Here is a 22,364-nt window from a genome sequence, read left to right on the forward strand (position 1 = left end):
GCGCCCCGAGACGGCTCACGACCGAAGGGATCGCAGCCAGTCCCAGAGGCGCCGACGAAGAGGCGGGGTTGCGCCCAGGTCAAGGACGACGTACAGAATCAGCCAGAGCCCTGCGCCGGACATCAGAAAGTTGGCGATCCACATGCCCAGCCACGGCGGAAAGAAGCCCCGCTCCGCCAGCTTTTCCCCCTGTACGAGGGTAACCCAGTAGAACATAAAGATGCCGAGTGCCACGGCCCCGATCGTGGCGAGGCCGCCTCGGCGCAGGGCAAGGCCCAGCGGTGCCCCCACGATCATAAAAATGAGGCAGGCGAGCGCGATCGAGAACTTTTTGTAGAACTCGACCTGGTAGCTCCGAATGCGCTGGGTTTGCCACTTCGTGTCTCGCTGGATGTTTTGGATGGTGGACTGGGCCGACCGGGCGTTCTGGACCGCGGGCGAGACCACCGAGCGGCGCGCACCGTCGTCGAGGTCGGCAAGGGCGAGATAGGGGGACGAATGCGTTGGGGCAACGGGGGCCGGAGCCGACGTGTCCGTGGCGGCCGAGTCGGGGGGCCACGGGGACAGCTGGTCTTGGGTCTGCTCGTACAGGGACTGGTACTTCTCGTCTCGCAGTGCCTTGAGGGAATCGAGTGTTGCGAGCAGCTGTGGGGTGCGCATGGTGCGGGTGGAGCGGGAGGTCTCCCCCGACGTGGAGCGCCGAAAGACGGCGTTCGAGAGCGTGAACTGGATGCGGTGACGGTCGAAGGTAAGTCGCTCGTACCGCTCCGACCGGTTGCTCGCATCCGCCGGCAAGGGGCGGTGCATCTCTCCGTTCCGCAGGGTGAGAGTAAGGCGGGCGCCCCCGTCATTTGAGGTGATGACCCCCCGTTCAGCCTTGATGACCGCCTGACGGTCCCGCCCCTGAGTGTAGTCGTAAATGGTGACGTCAATCAAGTCGTTGGTTCCGGACGGACGGTCCCGAACCAGAATGCTGTAGTCCTCCAGGTCCTCGTAAAAGATGCCCGATCGGAGCTCAAAGCCGGGGCGCTTTCCCCGAATGTCGCTCCAGAGCTGGCGGGCCCGGTGGTTGGCCTCCGGCAGCATGACGTTGTTGAAATAGAGCATTCCGCCCATGAGAAGAAGGGCCACCACGAGCGTCGGCCACACGATCTGCCCGAAGGAGATCCCGGTGCTCTTAATGACGGTGTAGTACTGCGATTCGGCCAGCTCGCCAAATGCCATGAGGGCGGCCAGCAGCACCGACATCGGCACTGCCAGCACCACCATGTACGCCAAGTTGTAGGCAATCAGTTCGATAATGACCGGGACGGGGATGCCCTTGCCCGCAATCTCGGGCAGCCATCGAATCAAGAACTGCATCAGCAGCAGAAACATGAGCGTGCCGAGCCATCCGAAGAAGGGACCCGGCAGCCGACGCAGTACGATCCAGTGGAGGCGGCGCAGCATGTAGAGGTGTCGTCGTGGGGAAGCCCCAAATAACAGGATGCACAAACGCCCGGTGCAAATCGCATGTTCGGGGACGGGGGCGCGGCGTCGGCGTGAGCCCACCGCCGTTGGATCTTCCGAGGGCCGTGGGAATTGAGAACACCTGCTCAATGTACCCCCAATGCTCTCTCACACTCCGGATGCAGGTCGAGCCGTTTACGTGTAGCTCCTTCATGACGAACTCTTATCTCTGCCACGACCAGGGGGAGGCCGTGCTCGTCGACGCGAGTTGCGAGACCGAGGCTGAATGTGAGCAGGTGATGCAGGTCATCGAGGAGCATGATCTCGACGTACGCCACCTGCTGCTGACCCACGCACACATCGACCACATCTTCGGGTGCACGTTCTTCGAGGAAGAAGTCGGCCAGCGATTTCAGGCCCACGAAGCCGCGGTGCCGTTCATCGAGCGGGCGGAGGAGCAGGCCACGGCGTTTGGGGTGGAGGTGGAGCCGCCGTCCGTGCCCACGACCCACCTCGCGGAAGGAGACACCGTCTCGTTCGGCGACGTGACCCTCGACGTGCTGCACACGCCGGGCCATTCGCCCGACTCCATCTCGTTCGTTCACCGCCCGAGCCGACAGGCCCTCACGGGAGATGTCCTGTTCCAGAACTCGATTGGTCGCACGCAGGGCCTTCCGGAAACGTCCCGCCCGCAGCTTTTGCACTCGGTTACCGAGAAGCTCCTTCCCCTCGGCGACGACGTTACGATCTACCCCGGCCACGGCCCCTCGACGACCATCGGTCAGGAGCGCACGCAGAATCCGTTCGTGCAGGAGGCCCTCCGGGCGTAGTCGATGCGGGCCGAGTAAACCCGCAGAGATACATGCATTCGAGCATTCTTCTGAGAACCTGTTTCAATTTCTGTCTCGGGGATCCGAGCGTCCTCGGAAGTTTCCCGATCTCTCCGGGAAGGTGCCCCTCTCATGAGGGAAAGTCAACATACCAGGTTCTGAGGGACGGACGACCGGAGGAACGAACGAACCCGAGAAACTGCAGGGGGATTTCCCAGAACTCCCCTCGGGAGCCGGTGCGCACACTGACGTGAACCCACCCCGGCCTGCCGGTCCTTCTGCGGGCCTCTAAAACGACTCATTCCCGGGGCACGCGGTACCGGGGGCTCAGCGCGGGTTTTCAGTGCCTCGACTCCGCGTCGCCCTCCCGGGCGTGCTCGGTTGCTCTCGCCCCCAGCGCTGCGCCCGGAAGGGTGCGTCCTCAAGATTCCCTTGTGTGTCTACTCAGGCACTGGGAGACACCGTGCCGGCCCGGATGCGCTCGTAGTAGTCCTCGTACAGCGGCACGACGTGGTCGATGTCGAAGGTCTCGACCGCTCGCGTCCGGGCTGCCGCCGCCATCTCGTCGTGCAGCTCCTCATCGTCGAGAAGCGTCCGGGTGCATTTGGTGAACTCGTCGATGTCGTCGAGTGGACAAAGGAAGCCGGTTTCTCCGTGCACGATCAGTTCCGGCAGCCCGCCGACCTCGCTGGCCACGACGGGCACCTCACAGGCCATTGCCTCCAGGGCGGCCAGGCCAAAGGTTTCCGAGCCGCTCGGCATGAGAAACACGTCGGCGATCGATAGAATCTCCTCGATCGGGTCCTGCTTGCCGAGGAAGCGCACGTCGTCGTAGACCCCGAGCTCCCGGGCCTTGCGCTCCGTGGGCACCCGCTCCGGGCCGTCGCCCACGAGCAGGAGCTTCACGTTCGAGGTCCCGTTCTGCAACCGGTGGAAAACCTCCACCACCTGATCGGTGTTTTTGACAGATCGGAAATTGGAGACGTGCACGATGACCTTTTCCCCATTGGGACAGAGTGCCTGCTTAAAGTGCTCCTTGTCCTGGCGCACGAAGCGGTCGGTGTCAATAAAGTTGGGAACCACCTCAATGTCCTGAGACACCTCGAAGTGATCGTAGGTCTCTTGGCGGAGGTAGTCGGATACGGCCGTCACCCCATCGGACGCGTTGATTGACCACGTGACGACGGGGGCGAACGAGGGATCCCGGCCGATGAGCGTGATGTCTGTGCCGTGGAGGGTGGTGACGACAGGGAGGTCCAGGTCCTCTGAGTTGAGGATCTGCTGGGCCATCACGGCGCTCGACGCATGGGGCAGCGCGTAGTGCACGTGCAGGAGGTCCAGCCCCGCGTGCTTGGCGATGTCCACCATCTTGCTGGTGAGCGAGAGGGTGTATGGGGGGTAGTCAAAGAGCGGATAGCTCTGAACGTTGACCTCGTGGAAGAAGATGTTGCCGGCCACGTGAGAAAGCCGGAAGGGCAGATCTGAGGCGATAAAGTGAATCTCGTGGTCGCGTTTCGCGAGGGCCTTGCCGAGTTCGGTGGCTACGACCCCACTGCCGCCGTAGGTGGGGTAACAGGTAATGCCGACTTTCATGGGAGGGGGAAGCGATGGCTTTAACTGAACAGAAAGGTGCAAAGGGAACGCCTGGATGTTGGCGGGATCAGTGACCCCTACTCGTGCTTTGGAGGGAGGTTGCAGGCATCACGGCCGGTGCTCCTTCCAGGAACACATCGTAACGGCTCAGCAGTCCGCATCTCGTCCGTGGCTGTTTGACTGAGATCGGTTCTCCGTCCCGTCTGGAATGGCCGGTGGGCATACTTTCCTGAGTCCCCGCTGCCAGACAATGGATGACTGGGCATCGGTCCGGAACTGTCGGGCGGTGGCGGAAGTGCCTCGTGAAGCGGCCACTACAGATGGCCGTTCCGTGTCGGAACCGTTACTTTCCGCCTCCAAGACGCGTCTTCCCTCGTGTAGAACCGGGTCGAGGCTGGCGGCCCACGACACGCATCCGCATTCTCGCTGAACGAACCCGCTCTTTCATGCACACTTCTACAAAACAGACCCCGTATTCTGCCCTTTTCGCCCTTCTTCTGCTCGGGCTCACGGTCTCTCCCGCGCAGGCTCAGTTCGGCATTGCCGCTGGGGCAAACTTCGACTCCGTAGATGACATCCAGGATGCCGAGAACGTACAGAACACATCCACTGGATACCACATCGGAGCTGTGTACGATCTCAGTCTCGGGCCTGTGAGCCTGCGCCCCGGGCTGTTCTACCGAAAAATTGGAAGCTACGATTTTTCAGACGTTTCGGGCTCGGACGTTGGGGACCTCGACGTGACCGCGTTCGAAGTCCCTGTCGATGTCCGGGTTACAGTCTTTCCGTTCCCGTTCGTACGTCCCTACGTGATGGGAGGGCCGAACGCCTTCCTTCCCCAAAGCAGCGAAGACGACTTCGACGACAACTTTGAGGACGTCTCCTTCACGTTCAATATTGGCGTCGGGGCGGACGTGTCGCTTCCCGGGGTTGGGGTAACCCTTCAGCCGGAGTTTCGGTACGAGTTTGGGGCCTCGGACTACATTGACGACGCCTTTGAGGTTGGGGGCAAAGACTTCTCGCCGAGCGACCAGACCCTCAGTGCCTACGCGCTTCGGTTGAACGTTTTGTTCTAGCGCCAGACAGGAGACTCATCAACGCAGAGCCGCTTTGTACAGCCCACCGTCCGTTTCGTCGGGCGGCGGGCTGTTGTGCTGCGGAGGCCCAGGTCAGTCTAGATCCCTACGAGATCTGCTTAAAGAACCGAAAGCGCCGTTCGTCGATCGCGTATTGGTCGTGCTCCGGAGCCACGACTCCGCTTCTCTCTGCCCAGTACGGCACTGCCCGGCCCCGCATCGACCGTTCGCTGTAGAAATGCCGTGTCTCGACCGGGAACGGCCGATAGGCTGCCCCCTCCGCGTGCCGCACGTAGCGGGCGACCCATAGGGCCTGGCGCCACTGCGGGAGTGGCGCCTCCGGCCGGAGGCGCAGGTAGTGGGCGCGCTTCGAGGCCCCGGGGTTGAAGGCGCTGAATTGGTAGGGGTCCAGCACCACTGATCGGTAGGTGCGGTGGCCGCGGTAGGCGGTCTCGACGCGGTTGCGGATGACCCAGGCGACCAGCTCCTGCTCGTGGGGCAACTTTGTTTCGGAGTAGATGGCCCGGGCCAACCACACGGTGGACTCGTCAAGGTTGGTCGGGGCCGGGAGCAATGTTGGGGACTTGCCTCGGGCCGAGGCGGGTGGGGCGCCGGCTTCCAAACTTGTGGTCCCTCCCGAAGCTCGTGGCGTGGAAGGGGCGTAGGCGGCGGACAACTGTCGGGCAGAAGTGGTCTCCCGACCGTCGGCCTCAACGTGTTGCACTTCGGGGGCCGACGCGTGGAGGGGGGCGTCCACTTCGGGCCCGGGTGCGGACGAGGGAGACACTGTGCCCGCCGAAAACATGAGGGTCCCGACTGATGCACAGAGAAGAACCGTGCGCTTGCTCATATACCGGTGTATGCTATCCAAAGCCCATCGAGACGGCGTCGGGGCCACAAAGAACTGAAGCCTCCCCGGCCGATTTATTGTACTCTCAGTATATACCTTCCCACAGTCATCTTGTGACTGTGCAAGGAGAAACTATAGAGGGTCCATCTAAGTTTCCGGTGGGTCGTTCCCGTAACCTTCTGAAAAAGCAGGTACTTGTAAAGGTAAGTCTCTTCTTCACTCCCGATTGTCCAGTCATTGATCGTTCATTGCTTTGTGTTTAATCAATTCTATGTGTTGTCTTAACAGAAGCGCTCTTTGAAAGCGTGTCTCGTGCATCGCCCCCATACACTCACGCTGTGATTACACCTGTGTCCCCCTTGAACATCCTTGCAGATGCCAACATCCCCCGCGTAGAGGATGCCTTTGGACCGTTCGGGACGGTGCGCCGGATGCCCGGACGAGAGATGGAACCCTCGGACGTTGCGGCGGCAGACGTGCTCCTCGTGCGGAGCGTGACGCCCGTCGGGCCAGAGCTTTTGGAAGATACGGACCTGCGGTTTGTTGGATCGGCCACCATTGGGACGGATCATGTGGACCGAGCGCATCTCCGGTCGCGGGGCATCCCGTTTGCGCATGCCCCGGGGTCCAACGCCGACTCGGTTGCCGACTATGTGGTGGCGGCACTGCTCGCGCTTGCCCGTCGCCGCGGCGTTTCGTTGGAGGGACGGACGGTCGGCATTGTGGGCTGTGGCAACATTGGAGGGCGCCTTGCCCGTCGGCTCCCGGCGCTGGGGATGGAGGTTCTAAAACATGATCCCCCCCAGGCCCGCGCTGCGGAGGCCGCGGGAAAGCCTCATTCGTTTGTGTCCCTCAACACAGTGCTCGACACGGCCGACGTCGTAACGCTGCACGTTCCACTCAAAGAGTCCGGGCCCGACCCGACGCATCATCTGGTGGACGAGGCGTTTTTGGATCGGCTTGGCGACGGGGCGTGGCTGCTGAATACCTCCCGGGGGGCAGTCGTGGACGGAGGGGCACTGCTCGAGGCCCGAAGGCAAGGGGGCCTAGGGGTAGCGGGGCTGGACGTGTGGGAGAACGAACCCTCGCCCGACCCCGCGCTCATTGAGGCTGTGGACCTGGCGACGCCCCACATCGCGGGGTACGCCCACGACGGCAAGGTGCGGGGAACAGAAATGCTGTACCGGGCGCTTTGTGAAGAGCTGGGGGCCGAGGCACGATGGGAGGGAACGGCCGCCATTCGTCCGTCCTCGACGGACGCACTGCGGTGCCGGGCCCCGGACCCTCGGCTGCCCGTCGCAGACTGGGGCTTCCAGCTTGCGCGACAGGCGTACGACCCGACGGTCGACGATGCATCCCTCCGGGATCTGGTCGCGCTGGAACCGGGTGCACGCGGGGCGGCGTTCAGGCGGCTCCGGGCCCAGTACCGCCGGCGACGTGAGATGCAGCAGCATACGGTGCCGGCGACGGCCGTTCCCTCCGCGCACGAGCGGATCGTCGCGGAAGGGTTGACGATGCAGATCGGATAGGTCCCTGTGTCGCTACGACCGGTAGCCGTAGGAGCGGAGGAGGTTCTTCCGGTCGCGCCAGTTCTCTCGCACCTTCACGTGGAGGTTCAGGTACACAGGGCTTTTGACGAACGCCTCGATGTCTTCGCGGGCCGTCATTCCCACCTTCTTGAGGGCCTTGCCGCCCTCGCCGATGAGAATGCCCTTGTGCGACTCCTCCATGACGACGATTTCGGCGTCGATGTAGTCCTTCGTCCCCTCCGGCCGTTCCTCGTAGGCCACGACGTTGACCTGCACGGAGTACGGGATTTCCTGGTGGTAGTGCTTGTACACCTTCTCCCGAATCATCTCGGCCACGAAGAAGCGCTCCGGGTGCTCGCTAATCTGATCCTTTGGGTAGAAGGGCGGGCCCTCCGGAAGGGTGTCAAGGAGGAGGTGAAGAAGCGTTTGCAGGTTGAAGCCCTCTTTGGCGGACGTGGGCACCACCTCGTCGAAGGCCCGGAGGTCCTCGTAGGACTCGACCAGGGGAAGGGTCTCCGTCTTCGAAATCAGGTCCATCTTGGTAAGCACCAGGAACGCCGGCGTATCGCCAATTTGCTTCAGGCTTTGGGTGTCCGGCTCGTCCTGGGTCGCTTCGTGCAAGAAGAGGAGAAGATCCGCGTCCCGAACGGCCCCCTGTACCTGCCCCATCATGGTCTCGTGCAGCGCGTATCGCGGCTCGATGATGCCCGGCGTGTCCAGAAAGATGGCCTGGTGCTCCGGCCCCGAGTGGATGCCGAGAACGCGGTGCCGGGTGGTCTGCGGCTTCCGGGTGACGATTGACAGTTTTTCGCCGAGCAGGGCGTTCATCAGTGTGCTCTTGCCCACGTTGGGCTTGCCCACAATGGCCACGTAGCCGCTGGTATGGTCGTCGGAGATGTCGTCGAAAAGGGGCTCGGAATGCTCCATAGAGAGAGGAAAGAAGAGGTGATCAAGAACGTGGGTTCTGCGGTTCGGTGCCTGCAATCGTTGTACGCATGTCACGGACAGCCCGGTCCATGCCCACGAGGATGGCACGGGCCATCACCGCAAAGCCGATGGACACCTCCGCGACCTGGGGGACTGTTTCTTGGAAGAGGGGAAAGTTTTTGTAGTTCAGGCCGTGCCCGGCGTGTACCCGAAGATCGGCCTCGTGGGCCGTCCGGGCAGCCGCGGCCAGTCGCTCGGCCTCCTTGCGCTGGGCCGCTTCTGTGGAGGCGTTCGCAAAGTCGCCGGTGTGGAGCTCAATGCAATTGGCCCCCGCTGCGGCGGTGGCTTCGATTTGGGCCGGCGCGGGGTCTACGAAGAAACTCACCTGGTCCACCCCGGCGTCGTAGAGGCGGTGCGTGACGGATTCGAGGCGCTGGCGGTTCGCTGTCACGTCAAGGCCCCCCTCCGTGGTGACCTCCTCGCGCCGCTCGGGCACCAGTGTGGCGAGGTCCGGTGCCACGTCGCAGCAGATGGAAACTACCTCCTCCTCTGTGGACAGCTCAAAGTCAAGCTTGCCGTTGACCGTCTCGGTCAGGATCCGCACGTCCCGCTCCGTGATGTGACGACGGTCCTCCCGAAGGTGAAAAACGATGCCGTCCGCCCCGGCCTGTTCGCAGCGCGCGGCGGCGTGCACCGGGTCGGGGAAGGTCTCCTCGCGGGCATTGCGGAGGGTGCCGATGTGATCGACGTTGATGAGCAGGTTCGTCACGAGGGACACAGGGCTGGTCGAAAGACTAAAAGCGCGCCTACCCCAACACCGAGATAGGGGCTCTTGTTTTTTGAAGGGTGTGCAGGGAATTGCATTTCGCAGAAGAGCCCCCTATTTTCGGATCCGCTACCACATTCTCCGCCTTCCCGTGTCTCTTCAGGTCGCGTTGGGCGGAAAACTCACCCGGTCATCTTCTTTGCCAACACGAACGAACGGCTCCCATGGCTACGAGCAGCGGAACGATCCAGACTGCCATTCAGGCCCTCCTGGTGGTCGCAATTGTCGGCCTTGCATACTTCCTGTATCAGTCGATCACCGAGCCCTATGAGCGCATCGAGCGGGAGCAGCAGCTAACAGAGCAGACGCGCCAGCGCATGGAGAATGTTCGAACGGCACTCGTCGACTACGAGCGCGACAGTGCCTCCTACCCGGACTCGCTGCACATCTTGCTCCAGCACGTTCGCGACGATTCGATTCTCTCAACCAGACAGGACAGCATCTTTGGGGGCTCAATTACTCCCGACTCCCTGCCGTTCTCCCCCCGGAGTGGCACCCCGTTTCAGTACGCCGTGAGTGACACCGGACGAGTGGAAACCTACCTGCTCGAAGACCCAGACACCGACGATCAGATCGGCACCTTGACCGGTGATCCCACGCAGTCGAACGCGGCCAGTTGGGAGTAGGCCCGACGAGGAGGCGGCAAACGGAGTTCCTGGAAGCAGTCCGGCGTGTGTGCACGCAGAGAGAAGTCACTATGCAGTCGATCTCGGCCGCGGTTCACATTCAGGGCTCGACGATCCGGTACGCCGAGATCGAGCGGGACGGCTCGGACCTGGACCTCCGGCGGTGCGGGGAGGAAGCCTTTGAGGTGGACGTGGCGCGTGTCCTCTGGGGAGAAGAACGTCCCGAGGCCCTCGACGAGATCGCGGCCGCCCTGGCCCGAATCTTCGATGACGCCGACACGTCGGCGGTGGGACTGGTGGTTCACCCGCAGGACGCATACAGTTTTTTCATGCCCCTCCCCGAGGGGCTCTCGCCGGACGAGCGCGACCGGCGGGTGGCGTACCAGGCGGCCCTGGTTACGAACACACGGTCGCCCAGCGCGCTCCACACCGTATCGAAGTCGGTACGCACGACCACGGAGAAGGGCGAGTCGATCGAGTGGGTGCACGTCCTGGCCGTGCCTCAGCAGGTGAAGGCACGCACGGATGCCTTGTTCGCGGAGGTGGCAGCGGAGGAGACCACGGGGCGCGTCCTCAGTGCGGAAGCGGCGGCCCATCTGATGGGGCCATTCGAAGAGGGCGGGGCGCTGGTAGCACCGGCGGACGGTGAAGAGACGTATCGGCTCGCTATTGGACAGTACGCCGACCACACCGAATATGCCTTGACGCGAGGCGGTAGGTGGCACCATGCCCACGCGGCCCAAGACGCCCCGACGGCGGCGGACCAGGCCTACTACGCTGCGGGAGTGCTCAATCGGATCGGGGCGGCGCCGGACGCGCTCGACGCCCTCGTCGTGTACGGAGCGGACGCAGATGCCGTGACCGATGAGCCTTTCAAGTCGGTGTTTGGGTGCACACCCGCCGTGCTCGATCCGTTTGAACAACTGCATCGCACCTGGGAGCCGGACGCAGAGAAGCCCGGGGAATATGTGCCATGCATCGGGGGAGCCCTGGCGCTGTCCGTGCAGTGAGAGCGAAAAGAATGGCTCCACCCCCCGCTGACGCCGTCGTCCGGGATCTCTTCCTCGAAGGCTGTTTACCATTTCCGGGGCTCGTACGGCCTCATTGCGTCATCCGCTCACCCATCGCTCCTGGATCATTATGAAACTCATCGCCGGCCGGTTTGGGGGACACGGCCTCAAGACGCCCTCCGGCCACGAGACACGCCCATCCACGGCCCGGACGCGGGAGGCCCTGTTCGGGCTCATCGACGCCCGCATCTACCTTGAGGGGGCGGAGGTGCTCGATCTCTTCTCCGGCACCGGCGCACTCGGTCTGGAGGCCATCAGCCGGGGCGCGGATCTCGTGACGTTCGTGGAGAAGAAGCGGGATGTTCTCGAGTATGCCCGGGAAAACGCCGAAAAGATTGGGGTGGAGGACAAGTGCATTTTCATTCAGGGAGACGCGGTAGAGTACCTTCGGTCCTACCAGGGACCGGCGCTCGATCTCATTACGGCGGACCCGCCCTACAAGCTGGACACGATGACGGAGATGCCGGACCTTGCGGTCCCTCATCTTCACACCGATGGCGTCTTCACGCTCGAACATAGCTCCCACGACTGGTTCGACGAGCATCCCCGGTTGATGACGAGCCGCTCCTACGGGCGCACCATCGTCAGTCTGTTCCGCCCCCCGCTTCCGCCTGAGGAGGAGGCCACGGATGAGACCGGATCGGCCCCGGAGTCTTCGTCGGAGATGTCGTAGTCCGCTGCGCGCTTTGCCTCAATCCCTCGTCTCCGTATGGACCCGAATTTTGCCCTGTATCCCGGCACGTTCGATCCCTTTACGTTCGGCCACCGGGACGTTTTGGAGCGGGCCCTCCGTGTCTTCGACCGGGTGGAGGTAACTGTGGGCGTCAACCTCGAAAAAGAGACCCTGTTTTCGACCCAGGAGCGCACGGCGCTCGTCCGGCGGTGCACCGAAGGACTGGATGGGGTGGAGGTGGAGGCGCACCAGGGACTGATCGTAGACCGGGCGCAAGAGAGGGGGGCGGTGGCCCTGGTGCGCGGACTCCGTCAGGTGAGCGACTTCGACGCGGAGTTCCGCATGGCGTTTGCCAATCGGAAGCTCGCACCGGAGCTAGAGACCGTGTTCTTCATGACCTCCGAGGAGTACGCCCTCATCAGTTCCTCGATGGTGCGGGACGCCCACCGGTGGGAGGGAGACGTCTCAAAATTCGTACCGCCCCCGGTCGTGGAGGCGTTGGAACAGAAGGGCGTGCCGGCCCAGTCGTGACCGTGTACAGCACACGTCTCGAAGACGAGGGGGGCTTCCGATCCGTTTGGCGAATCAGCGGTTGAAGGGCGAATGGTGGCGTGCACGGTCGGGCGCGAGGTCTTTTGATTCGCCGCTGCGTCCTGTATCTTTGTTTGCACATGCATCCCTCACTTACCCTTACGCGACGAATGGACACGCCGGACGACCTCTACTACACGGACGACCACGAATGGCTGCGCGTCGAAAACGGCACAGCCACCGTGGGCATTACGGATTTTGCGCAGAGTGAACTCGGCGACATTGTGTTCGTCGAGCTGGAGCCGGAAGCGACGGAGCTCGAGCAGGACGACATTTTCGGAACCGTTGAGGCGGTCAAGACGGTATCGGAGCTCTACATGCCCGTGGACGGCACCATCACGGCGGTCAACGATGAGCTTGAGCTCTCGCCGGAGGTCGTGAACGAGGATCCATACGGGGACGGATGGATGATTGAAATCGACCTCGAAGCGCCCGGTGACGCGGAAGAACTGATGGGGGCGGACGCGTACGCGGACGTCACATGACCCCCTTTGCTCACGCTGTGCGCCGCGCACGCCGGTCGCCCCAGTAAGAAAGCCTCCCGAAGCGACCAGTTGCCTCTACACGCTGCCCCCCTCTGCTCCTCATCCCTGCGTCGATGCACGACAAGATCATTGTTCTGGACTTCGGTTCGCAGTACACGCAACTCATCGCGCGGCGGGTGCGCGAGGCCGGCGTGTACTCCGAGATTCGTCCCTGCACCGTGGGGGCGGAGGAGATCGATGCCCTGGGCCCGAGTGGCCTCATCCTGTCTGGGGGGCCGTGCTCGGTCTACGATGAGGAGGGGCCGGCGCTGGACCCCGCGCTGCTCGACCTGGAACGGCCCGATGGCGCCCCGGTGCCGCTGCTGGGCATCTGCTACGGCCTGCAGGCGATGGCGCATCAGTTTGGGGGCGCGGTGGAGCGGGCCGACCGGCGCGAGTTTGGGCGAGCGCAGCTGCAGCTGCCGCCGGCCGGGGCGGAGAAATCGCGTCTCTTCGACGACGTGCCAAGCGGGTCCACCGTCTGGATGAGTCACAGCGACCACCTGACGGACCTCCCCGACGGCTACGAGGTGATTGCCCGCACCGACAACGCCCCGGTGGCGGCCGTCCGGGACACAGATGCGCCCTCCTACGGCGTACAGTTCCATCCGGAGGTGGTGCACACGGACTACGGCCGCCAAATCCTGGAGAACTTCGCGCACGAGATCTGTGGGTGCAGCGGGGACTGGACGCCTGCCTCGTTCGTGGAGGAGCAGACCGCCGCGATTCGGAAGCGGGTGGGCGACCGCCATGTCATTCTGGGGCTCTCCGGAGGCGTGGACTCGTCGGTCGCCGCGGCCCTTCTGCAGCGCGCTCTTGGGGAGCAGCTCCACTGCATCTTTGTCAACAATGGCCTCTTGCGGAAGGGGGAGTGGGCCCAGGTCCAAGAGACGTTCCGGGGCCACTTCGAGATGGACCTGCGTACCGCCGACGCCACGGACCGCTTTCTGGAGCGGCTCGACGGGGTGACGGACCCGGAGGAAAAGCGCACCATCGTGGGCAATACGTTCGTCGAGGTCTTCGAGGAGCAGACCGAGGCCATCGCCGCCGACCTAGGGCACCGGCCGACCTACCTTGCCCAGGGCACGCTCTACCCCGATCTCATTGAGAGCGTCTCGTTCAAGGGGCCGTCCGTTACCATCAAGACCCACCACAACGTCGGCGGGCTGCCCGAGGAGCTCGACTTTGACCTCATCGAGCCGTTTCGGGAGCTGTTCAAGGACGAGGTGCGCGAGATTGGGCGCCTGCTGGACGTGCCGGATCAGATCGTGGGGCGACATCCCTTTCCCGGGCCGGGCCTCGCCATTCGCATTCTCGGACGGATCACGCGAGAGCGGCTGTCCCTGCTGCGAGAGGCCGACGCCATTTTCATCGAGGAGCTGCGCGCCAACGACCTCTACGACGAGGTGTGGCAGGCCTTTGCCGTCCTCCTGCCGGTACAGGCGGTGGGGGTGATGGGGGACGAGCGCACCTACGAAAATGTGTGTGCCCTGCGCGCCGTGACCAGTGTGGACGGCATGACGGCCGACTGGGCGCACCTGCCCCACGACTTTCTCGGGCACGTCTCGAACCGCATTGTCAACGAGGTTCCCGGCATCAACCGGATGGTCTACGACGTGAGCTCCAAGCCGCCGGCAACCATCGAGTGGGAATAATGCTGCGAGGGGCGTCTGCGTTGGGATGAGGACGACACAATCGTTTTGGCATCGGGGCCTGTCTGGCGGATGGGGGCGACCGCCGAGGCGGTAGAGTGCATGCACACGAGCGGCGCCCGCAGGCGCTCTGTGGCGAAGGCCGTGCATGAGTGAGATCATGCGCCTTGAGCGACGGGGCGAGTGCAAACGCCGCTCTGCGTGAGCCCCGGAACGTCGCCGCGCTGAGCATGCGGTTCCTGGACGCTCCTCGGGAGCGTGGACAGCCCGTCAGGCACATTCTCAATTCCCTAACAGTGTCTCTCGTCTCCATGGTGACGCACCGCGCCGGATCGGCTTACGTATTTGGGCTTCTTCTGCTTCTTGGTGTCGGGCTGTCGGCGGCACCGGGGCACGCTCAGGAGGCAGCCCCCATCCCGAACATTGACAATGCGGAGCTGCTGTTTGAAGAGGGCGTCGCAGCGTTTGAGCGGGGCGAGTACGCGACGGCGCACGAACGCTTTCGGTTGGTGAGCGAGTACGAGCTCAATCGAAAAACGACGGCCGCCCTGCTCATGGAGGGCAAGGCCCTCGTGCAGCTGCGCCGTTACCGGGACGCCATCGACCGGCTTGAGGCCCTCCTCAACCAATACGCGGAGACCACGTACCGGGACGAAGCGGAGCGTCTCTTGGAGCGGGCCCGGAGTCGGCTTCAGGAAGAGACGCAGGCCCAAGATACCCTCCGCGTTGGCGTGACGCTTCCGATGGGGGCCGCGGAGGTGCCCCTCTCTCAGGCCCTGTTCAACGGCGTCCGGCTGGCGGTCGACGAGCACAACGGCCTGCGGCGGCGGTACATCCGTCCGCCGGGACTGCGGACAGAGGCCGACACCTTCGAGGTCTACGACACCGCCCGCCTCTCGGGGGACAGCCTGGCGACGACGGACGGGACGACCACCGTGGCTGCCCCGTCCGACACGGTTCGTGTCGACTCGCTGCGAATCGTCGCGGAGCAGGTGGATCGGCCAGATTGGGTTGCAAAGATGCACTTCCGGCGGGCGGGCTCGCGGCCCGAGGCGGCACGGGCGGCCGTCGATTCGCTTGTGCGCCTCGACAATGTTGACGTGATCCTCGGGCCCCTCCGGAGCCGCGCAGCGCGCCCGGCGGGCGCGCGGGCCGAGGCCGCCCGCGTGCCCCTCGTGGCTCCGATGGCCACGGACGAGAGTGTCTCCGAGGGAAAATCCCACGTGTTTCAGGCCAATGCCACGATTCCGGACCGGGGGCGGGCCATGGCACGGGCCGCCAAAAATGCACTTCTCATCGACCGCGTCGGGATCATTTACGAAGAGGCCGGGGGCCTGGGGGCGCGCATGGCCGAAGGCTTTCGGACGGAGGCGCGTCGGCAGGACTTGACAGTGCCGCTGAGCATTCTGCTTCAGGGGGCGCGGGACTGGTCGCGGCTGGCCACCCTTCTCGAAGATTCAACCCTCGTTGAGACCGACTCTCTTCGCACCCGGCGGGACTCCGCCGCCATCGATTCTCTGCTGGCCGAGACGGAGGCGCTCTACCTCCCCGTGTCGGGACGCGGGACGGCGGGCAAGATCCAGAGTGCCCTCACGGGCCTCCGGCAGATCCTTCCCGGACGACGGGTGCTCGGCAACGCCGAGTGGCACGATCTTCCGTTTAGAGAGGCGGCCAGTGCGGTCACCGCCACGTACACGAACGGCTTTTACGTGCAGACGGATCGACCAGCCGTACAGCGGTTTGTGCGCCGGTACCGCCTGCTCACGGGCAGTTCCCCGGACGAACTGTCGACCAACGGCCGGCGTCTGGCCTACGTGGGCTACGACGTCGCCCGCTTTCTACTGACCACTCTCTCGCCGTCTGAGGCCGGCTCCATCCCCCGAGCACTCCGCACGGCCCCGACGTACGAGGGGCTTGGGATGCGCATTGGCTTTCAGGGAGAAAACGGAAATCAAGCGCTGTTTATCCATCGCTATCGGGATCAGCAGACGGAGCTCCTCCGGTAGGGGCCGAGGGCCGCGCAGGGCGGTGTGATCCATCCGGGCTTAAAGCCACGGAGAGGAACAGACCCTTCCCCCTGCCGTTTCGGCCCCGCGTTATCGTCCCCGCTCCAACTCTCGTATCGAAGGCCGGGGCGGCCCTCTCGTCGACTGCCCTTATCGTAGCGGTCCCTTCATGCGTACGTCGGCTCTCGCTCCCGTTCTGGTGTTTTCGCTTCTTGGGGCCCTCGTTGGGTGCTCGAGTGGCACCCAGCTTACCTACAGTGGGCCCGAGGAGGCGTACGAGAAGGGCGTCGCAGAAATGGAGGAGGGAGACCCCCAGCAGGCCATCCGATTCTTCCGCGCTGTGTTCGAGTACGGGCGGGGCAACGAGTGGGCCCCCGACGCGCGCTTCAAGCTCGCCATGGCGCAGCGCGAGCTGAGCAAGCACCTCGTGGCCGCGAACGAGTTTCAGCGCTTCACACAGCTCTACCGCAACGACGACTTGCTTGCTCGGGCCGAGTTTGAGCGGGCCAACTCGTACTACCTCCGATCCCCCGCGTACCGGCTCGACCAGTCCGACTCGGAGCAGGCCATCTCCCTCTTTCGCCTCTTCATCGACCGGCACCCCAACCACGAGCTGGTGCCGAAGGCGGAGAAGCGGATCAATGAGCTCCGCGCGAAGCTCGCGCGGAAGAAGTACGAGGCGGGCCGGCTCTACGAGCAGCGGAACATGTGGCAGGCCGCCACGACGGTCTACGAACGTGCCTTCGACCAGTACCCGGACACGCGCTGGGCCGACGATGCCCTGCTCGGTGCGGTTCGGGCCTACATCCGGTACGCGGACCGAAGTGTGGAAAGCAAGCAGGCCGAGCGCTACCGGAAAGCGATCGAGAACCACAACCGGCTCACGCAGCTCTTCCCCGAGAGCACCGTTCTGGGGCGGGCGGAAGACTTGTACAGCGAGGCCCGAGAGAAGCTCGACCGCGTGCAGGCCCGGGAGGGCGAGCAGTCGCTGGCGCAAGAAGACACGTCTCGCGGCTCCAACTGACGGAGGGATTCTGTAGGCCCATTGTGCCCATGACTGTTGGTCTTTTTGGGGGGTCGTTCAATCCTCCCCATGTTGCTCATCTGATCGTCGCGGAGGTCGTCCGCGACCAGTTCGCGCTCGATGAGGTGTGGTGGATCCCCAATGCCACCCCGCCCCACAAGCCCAACGACGAGTTGGCAGCTGTGAAGCACCGACTGGCAATGACCGAGCGGACAGTCGAGAGCAACACGGCCTTCCGAGTGTGTGGCGTTGAGGCACACCGGGAAGGGGTATCGTACACGGTCGAGACACTCCGTGTCCTGCAGGACCAGCATCCCGACACAGACTTCGCCCTCATTCTTGGCAGTGACAGCCTCGACCACTTTGCCGATTGGCACCGGCCCGACGAGATTGCCGAGCGTGTCCCGTTGGTCGTGTACAAGCGCCCTGGCGCCATCGAGTCGGTGGCCGCCCCCCGCTTCGCGAACCATGTTCAGTATGCGGCGGCTCCCGTCATGGAGATCTCGGGGACCGAGGTCCGTGCTCGCCGGCGGGCCGACCGGTCCATCCGGCACCTCGTGCCTGAGGCGGTGCGCTCCTATATCGAAACGCATGACCTCTACCGGCCACCCGACTGATGAGCAAGGGCGGGAGCATCCACGGTCGATGCATCGGCGCCTGAACCTTGTGTCGGACGGTGCCGTTCTAAAATGTTAGGCCAAAGGACGGACCGAGGATCCGCTACGTTTTCCCAAATGCTTCCCCCCCGCCCATGGCACTCACCGAGTCGACGATGATGGAGCTGGGCCACTCGGCCCCTGACTTCTCACTGCCCGCGGCCAATCCTGAGGTGGATGACCGGGGCGACGCGCAGCGTTCGCTCACGGACTACGACGAGGCGGAGGTGCTCGTCATTGTATTTATGTGCAACCACTGCCCGTACGTGAAGCACATCGAGGACGCTCTCCTCGACGTGGCACGGGCGTATCGGGAGGAGGGCGTGCAGGTCGTGGGCATCTGCTCGAACGATCCGGAGCGCTACCCGGACGACTCGTTCGACCGCATGGCCGAGCGGACCCGCGAGAAGGACTACCCGTTCCCGTATCTCCAGGACAAGACGCAGGACGTGGCGAAGGCCTACAAGGCCGCCTGCACGCCGGACCTCTACGTCTTTGACGACAGTCGTACACTCGCGTATCGGGGACGCTTCGACGACACGCGCCCCGACGGGGATGAGGCCCACGGCGACGATCTCCGCCGGGCCCTCGACGAGCTTCTCACCGACGGCACCGTGACGGTAGAACAGATTCCCTCTGTGGGCTGCAACATCAAGTGGGCGCCCGATGCGAAGCCCGCCCACGCGGCGTAGCGGATTGTGCACTGAGTGGGGCCCGCCACTGGGCAACGATGGGCGGCCTTCCGTACTCCCCTGGGGGCATCTCCTGACTGCCATGTTCGGCGGACAAGCATTTCGAACCTGGACACATGTCATCGCGGGAGCCTGCAGCATCTCCGTCCTCTTTCTGGGCGTGATGGTAATGGCCGAAACGGTGGTAGGGGACGGCGCCCGCGTCACACGGGCGGGTCTTCTGATGAGCGCCGCGGCCTTCCTCGGGTATCTCGGGGTCGCCTGGCTGATTCGCCGCGACGAAGCCCGGTCGTGATCAAGGTCCTGCACAGGGGCCCGACCGAGAACGCGAGAACCACGGACGGGGGGACGTTCCGTTAAGGAAGGTCATCCCGTAGCCCTTTCGACCCGCATCGGATCTGGGAGCGCTTCCGACCTGTACGAAGCACAGTTCCGAGCCGCCATTCATACGTACACAACCCCTGAGGTGATACCATGAGCAGCGACGCCGTCGAGAGCACCCCGGACGAAGAGCGATCGGCCTTCGAAACGGCCCAGGAAGAGCAGGAGGACGTTGACCCGCGCACCATTCCCCAGACGTTGGAGGAGCCCCCGCCAGTGGGGGACGAGATTGAGTATCCGGGCTACTCGGAAGAGGACCACGAGACGTGGCAGATCCTCGTGGAGCGTCAGATGGAGCAGCTTCCGGGCCGGGCCTGCGAGGCGTACATGCGGGGGCAAGACGTGCTGGGGCTGGAGGGAGACCGGATTCCGGACCTGGCACACTTGAGCCGGCGCCTCAACGAGGAGACCGGATGGGAGGTGGCCAACGTGCCCGGCCTCATCCACGAGAAGAACTTCTTTTCGCTGTTGTCGCAGCGCAAGTTCCCGTCCACAAACTACGTCCGTGGGCGGGAGGAGCTCGACTACACCCCGGCGCCGGACTGCTTCCATGACATCTTCGGCCACATGCCGATGCTCACGCAGCCGGAGTTTGCGGACTTCTACCAGCTCTATGGCCAGGCGGCACAGAACGCGGAGGGGGCCGACCGCCCCCGTCTGGAGCGGTTCCACTGGTTCACCGTCGAGTTTGGTCTGATTCAGGAACAGGATGAGAAGCAAATCTTCGGGGCGGGCATCGTGTCGTCCAACGAGGAGGTGACGCATGCCCTCTCCGACGAGGTGACGCTTCATCCCTTCGATCCCGAGCACATCGTCGAGAAGGACGACTACGAGGTGTACAACCTCCAGAAAGAACTCTTTGTCCTCGACTCCTTCGAACAGCTCGTGGACGGCTTCCGGGACTGGACGTCGAAGAACGGGCTGCTGTAGTCGCCCCGTCCCCCGCCCATTTGAAGAGTGAGCACTGCGCCCCGCCCTGCCGGACCTCCGGCGGCGGGGCGCTTCCGTACGGTGAACAACAGGGCCATGGAAAACATCTATGGGGCCGTCGGTTGAAAACGTGAGTTGAGCTCTCAAATCAGTCTCTCACACGTTCTCATGGAGACAGGGACGGAAAAGCGGGTGTCCGCACGAATTACAGGGCGCGTGCAGGGCGTCGGGTTTCGCAACTTTACGCAGCGGCGAGCCCGGCGGCTGGACGTCAGCGGCTGGGTGCGCAACGAGCCCGACGGGTCGGTCCGGTTGGAGGCCGAGGGGCCAACCGATGCGCTCGAGTCGCTCGTCGAGGCCGTACACGAAGGCCCGCGAACCGCGCGCGTCGAGGAGGTCGACGTGGACTGGTCCGACGCCGACGACGCGTTTGAGATCTTTCAGGTACGTCGCTGAGGCGATGGGACGCGGCCGCCAATCCATCAAGAAGAACTGCTATGGAGCATCTACCCGGGGCAGAAAAGAAAACCGCCGGAGCATCCCCGACGCGACTCGAACTGATCGATCACGCGGCCCGGCGCTTGACGGCGGCGGACCGATCGACCCCACGACGGACGGCAGAGTGGCTGCTGACAGAGCTGCTGGGCTGCGACCGGGCGCATCTGTACGCCCATCCAGATCGGACAGTCGCCTCGTCGGCGGCGCGGCAATTCCGCGAGATGGTGGAGCGTCGCGTGCAGGGGGAGCCACTGCAGCACATCCTCGGGTACGCCTCCTTTCACGGGCTGCGAGTCCGAGTGTCTCCCGACGTGATGGTGCCGCGCCCCGAGACCGAAATTGTCGTCGATCGGGCACTGGCTTGCCTTGAGGCTGTCTCATCGCCCCAAGTGCTGGACGTCGGCACGGGAAGCGGGTGCATCGCCCTCGCCCTCAAGCACGAACGGCCCGACGCCGAGGTGCATGCCTGCGACGTCAGCACGGACGCCCTCGGGGTGGCCCGGGACAATGCTCAAGATCTGGATCTCGACGTGCAATTTTTCAACGGGGATCTGCGTTCAGAGGCCCCGGACGCCGCGCCCCGAGACGTGGACCTCCTGGTCTCCAACCCGCCCTACATTCCCGACGCGGAGGCCGGGTCCCTACCGCCCGTTGTGCGGGAGTACGACCCCGACCAATCCCTCTTCGCCGGGAGCGATCCGCTTCGCTTCTACCGCGCCCTCGTTGGGTGGACGGAGGTGTTGTGCGCGCCAGGGGGCTCTTTTGTCTTTGAGGTCCATGCGGAGTACGCCGCTGCGGTAGAGGGACTGTTCCGTGGAGAAGGGACTGTGGAAACGGTCCATACCGAGGAGGACCTGAGTGGGCGGCCGCGGATCGTGTGGGGGCGGACCGAGCGGGCAAAGGCTAGTTGACAGTGGAAGAGCGTGGTGTCTCGAAGACGTGGGCAGCTTCCCGGTACATGATGGCGTGGAGGTCGGCGGTGGCCTCGGGGGTGTCGGCGTACCCTCCCGAGAGGAGAAGGGCCACCGGACGGTCGTGGGCCTGAATCTGCTCCAGCACGTACCGGTCGCGGGCGTGAAGGCCTGCCCGGGTGAGGGAGAGTCGCCCGAACCGGTCGTCCGTCGCGACGTCGATGCCCCCGAGGTAGAACACCAGGTCCGGCTGCACGGCGTCCAGGGTGCGAGGGAGGTACGACTGCAGCGTGTCCAGGTACGATTGGTCGCCCGTTGCGTCGTCGAGGGGAACGTCGAGGGAAGACGGGGGCTTTTCGAACGGGTAGTTCTTCGCCCCGTGCATCGAGAACGTAAACACCGACGCGTCGTCCGCGAAGACGGCCGCGTTGGCGTTGCCCTGGTGCACGTCCAGGTCCACAACGAGGACGCGCTGGACCCAGCAGGCGGCCTGCAGCACGCGAATGGCGACGGCCACGTCGTTAAGCACACAGAAGCCTTCGCCGTGACCGGGAAACGCGTGGTGGGTGCCGCCCGCAAGGTTGCCGGCAACGCCGTCCGTGAGGGCCATGAGGGCCGCGTTGATGGTGCCCTGCACGGCCAGTCGGGACCGGTACACGAGGCGCTCCGACCACGGGAGCCCCATGCGCCGCTCGGCATGTTCGGACAGGCTGCCCTCGGCAAGATGCGTCAGGTAGTCGGCCGTGTGGACGCGCCGCAGGTCCGTCCAGTCGGCCTGGCGGGGGGCGACCACGTCGGGGGGGCGAATCACGTCCTCGTCGAGAAGCTGCTGGTGGAGGGCCGGGAACTTGGCCATCGGAAACGGATGCCCCTCGGGAAGAGGGAGATGGTAGCCGTCGCAGTAACTGACGCGCATCTAGGGCCCGCGACTTCTGACAGAGAAAAGAATGACACGCAAAGAAACCGGTAGCTTGTACGCAGATGCGCAGCCAGGGTCCAATCGTTGCCCCGAGGGACATGAAAAAGCCGGCACACATAGAAGCACACATA

At 64.1% G+C, this 22,364-nt stretch carries 23 protein-coding genes; 17 read left to right on the top strand and 6 right to left on the bottom strand.

All coding sequences use genetic code 11. From position 1 onward, the window contains the following. Positions 1–15: 15 nt before the first annotated feature. On the bottom strand, positions 16–1,449 hold the full coding sequence (locus B7R93_RS06315; protein WP_103019977.1) for an LptF/LptG family permease: 1,434 nt from the start codon (positions 1,447–1,449) through the stop codon (positions 16–18). Between the two features lie 212 nt (positions 1,450–1,661). On the opposite strand from B7R93_RS06315, the gene B7R93_RS06320 reads away from it, so the two are divergent. Further along, positions 1,662–2,279: an MBL fold metallo-hydrolase gene (locus B7R93_RS06320; protein ID WP_232798098.1), complete on the top strand. Its 618-nt coding sequence runs from the start codon at positions 1,662–1,664 to the stop codon at positions 2,277–2,279. 444 nt (positions 2,280–2,723) lie between these two features. On the opposite strand, the gene bshA is transcribed toward B7R93_RS06320, so the two are convergent. Further along, positions 2,724–3,872 carry an N-acetyl-alpha-D-glucosaminyl L-malate synthase BshA gene (gene bshA / locus B7R93_RS06325; RefSeq protein ID WP_103019979.1) on the bottom strand — a complete coding sequence of 383 codons (1,149 nt, stop codon included), beginning with the start codon at positions 3,870–3,872 and terminating at the stop codon, positions 2,724–2,726. 446 nt (positions 3,873–4,318) lie between these two features. Between bshA and B7R93_RS06330 the strand changes: the two genes are divergently transcribed. Further along, positions 4,319–4,948 carry an outer membrane beta-barrel protein gene (locus tag B7R93_RS06330; protein ID WP_103019980.1) on the top strand — a complete coding sequence of 210 codons (630 nt, stop codon included), beginning with the start codon at positions 4,319–4,321 and terminating at the stop codon, positions 4,946–4,948. Between the two features lie 106 nt (positions 4,949–5,054). Here the strand turns inward: B7R93_RS06330 and B7R93_RS06335 are convergent, their stop codons facing one another. Next, complete coding sequence (locus B7R93_RS06335) at positions 5,055–5,798, bottom strand: cell wall hydrolase (protein ID WP_103019981.1); 744 nt, start codon at positions 5,796–5,798, stop codon at positions 5,055–5,057. 350 nt (positions 5,799–6,148) lie between these two features. Between B7R93_RS06335 and B7R93_RS06340 the strand changes: the two genes are divergently transcribed. Continuing rightward, positions 6,149–7,327 (top strand): 4-phosphoerythronate dehydrogenase, encoded by a 1,179-nt coding sequence (locus B7R93_RS06340; RefSeq protein ID WP_103019982.1) that lies wholly within the window; start codon positions 6,149–6,151, stop codon positions 7,325–7,327. Positions 7,328–7,339: 12 nt separating this feature from the next. On the opposite strand, the gene era is transcribed toward B7R93_RS06340, so the two are convergent. Both era and B7R93_RS06350 read right to left on the bottom strand, forming a co-directional pair. Continuing rightward, positions 7,340–8,254 carry a GTPase Era gene (era, locus tag B7R93_RS06345; RefSeq protein WP_103019983.1) on the bottom strand — a complete coding sequence of 305 codons (915 nt, stop codon included), beginning with the start codon at positions 8,252–8,254 and terminating at the stop codon, positions 7,340–7,342. Positions 8,255–8,276: 22 nt separating this feature from the next. Beyond that, entirely contained in the window at positions 8,277–9,023 is a 747-nt protein-coding gene (locus tag B7R93_RS06350; RefSeq protein WP_103020045.1) for a pyridoxine 5'-phosphate synthase, read from the bottom strand. A gap of 221 nt (positions 9,024–9,244) precedes the next feature. Between B7R93_RS06350 and B7R93_RS06355 the strand changes: the two genes are divergently transcribed. The 14 genes from B7R93_RS06355 to prmC all read left to right on the top strand — a co-directional run bounded on the left by B7R93_RS06355 (position 9,245) and on the right by prmC (position 21,314). Beyond that, positions 9,245–9,706, top strand: coding sequence for a hypothetical protein (locus tag B7R93_RS06355; RefSeq protein ID WP_103019984.1), 462 nt, complete (start codon positions 9,245–9,247; stop codon positions 9,704–9,706). Positions 9,707–9,777: 71 nt separating this feature from the next. Then, entirely contained in the window at positions 9,778–10,716 is a 939-nt protein-coding gene (locus B7R93_RS06360; RefSeq protein WP_103019985.1) for a hypothetical protein, read from the top strand. A gap of 130 nt (positions 10,717–10,846) precedes the next feature. Continuing rightward, positions 10,847–11,449: an RsmD family RNA methyltransferase gene (locus B7R93_RS06365; RefSeq protein WP_103019986.1), complete on the top strand. Its 603-nt coding sequence runs from the start codon at positions 10,847–10,849 to the stop codon at positions 11,447–11,449. Between the two features lie 36 nt (positions 11,450–11,485). After that, complete coding sequence (coaD, locus tag B7R93_RS06370) at positions 11,486–11,980, top strand: pantetheine-phosphate adenylyltransferase (RefSeq protein WP_103019987.1); 495 nt, start codon at positions 11,486–11,488, stop codon at positions 11,978–11,980. 170 nt (positions 11,981–12,150) lie between these two features. Continuing rightward, positions 12,151–12,525, top strand: coding sequence for a glycine cleavage system protein GcvH (gene gcvH / locus B7R93_RS06375; RefSeq protein ID WP_103019988.1), 375 nt, complete (start codon positions 12,151–12,153; stop codon positions 12,523–12,525). Positions 12,526–12,638: 113 nt separating this feature from the next. Then, the gene (gene guaA, locus B7R93_RS06380; protein WP_103019989.1) at positions 12,639–14,219 is read left to right on the top strand and encodes a glutamine-hydrolyzing GMP synthase; all 1,581 of its coding nucleotides are present in this window, start codon (positions 12,639–12,641) and stop codon (positions 14,217–14,219) included. Between the two features lie 293 nt (positions 14,220–14,512). Next, positions 14,513–16,222, top strand: a complete 1,710-nt coding sequence (locus B7R93_RS06385) for an ABC transporter substrate-binding protein (protein WP_232798100.1) — start codon at positions 14,513–14,515, stop codon at positions 16,220–16,222. Between the two features lie 169 nt (positions 16,223–16,391). Beyond that, entirely contained in the window at positions 16,392–17,246 is an 855-nt protein-coding gene (locus B7R93_RS06390) for an outer membrane protein assembly factor BamD (RefSeq protein WP_103019991.1), read from the top strand. A 29-nt stretch (positions 17,247–17,275) separates the two neighbouring features. Next, positions 17,276–17,863, top strand: a complete 588-nt coding sequence (gene nadD, locus B7R93_RS06395) for a nicotinate (nicotinamide) nucleotide adenylyltransferase (protein WP_103019992.1) — start codon at positions 17,276–17,278, stop codon at positions 17,861–17,863. Between the two features lie 134 nt (positions 17,864–17,997). Beyond that, positions 17,998–18,594 (top strand): thioredoxin family protein, encoded by a 597-nt coding sequence (locus B7R93_RS06400; protein WP_103019993.1) that lies wholly within the window; start codon positions 17,998–18,000, stop codon positions 18,592–18,594. A gap of 82 nt (positions 18,595–18,676) precedes the next feature. Beyond that, positions 18,677–18,889, top strand: coding sequence for an ABC transporter permease (locus B7R93_RS06405; protein WP_103019994.1), 213 nt, complete (start codon positions 18,677–18,679; stop codon positions 18,887–18,889). Between the two features lie 179 nt (positions 18,890–19,068). Continuing rightward, on the top strand, positions 19,069–19,905 hold the full coding sequence (locus B7R93_RS06410; RefSeq protein ID WP_103019995.1) for a phenylalanine 4-monooxygenase: 837 nt from the start codon (positions 19,069–19,071) through the stop codon (positions 19,903–19,905). 168 nt (positions 19,906–20,073) lie between these two features. Next, on the top strand, positions 20,074–20,361 hold the full coding sequence (locus tag B7R93_RS06415) for an acylphosphatase (protein WP_103019996.1): 288 nt from the start codon (positions 20,074–20,076) through the stop codon (positions 20,359–20,361). Positions 20,362–20,402: 41 nt separating this feature from the next. Further along, on the top strand, positions 20,403–21,314 hold the full coding sequence (gene prmC / locus B7R93_RS06420; RefSeq protein ID WP_103019997.1) for a peptide chain release factor N(5)-glutamine methyltransferase: 912 nt from the start codon (positions 20,403–20,405) through the stop codon (positions 21,312–21,314). Here prmC and B7R93_RS06425 read toward each other — a convergent pair. Beyond that, positions 21,307–22,230 (bottom strand): histone deacetylase family protein, encoded by a 924-nt coding sequence (locus B7R93_RS06425; RefSeq protein WP_103019998.1) that lies wholly within the window; start codon positions 22,228–22,230, stop codon positions 21,307–21,309. The genes prmC and B7R93_RS06425 overlap by 8 nt on opposite strands. Between the last annotated feature and the right edge of the window lie 134 nt (positions 22,231–22,364).

Origin of the sequence: Salinibacter altiplanensis (assembly GCF_002894645.1) — a bacterium.
GTDB lineage: Bacteria > Bacteroidota > Rhodothermia > Rhodothermales > Salinibacteraceae > Salinibacter > Salinibacter altiplanensis.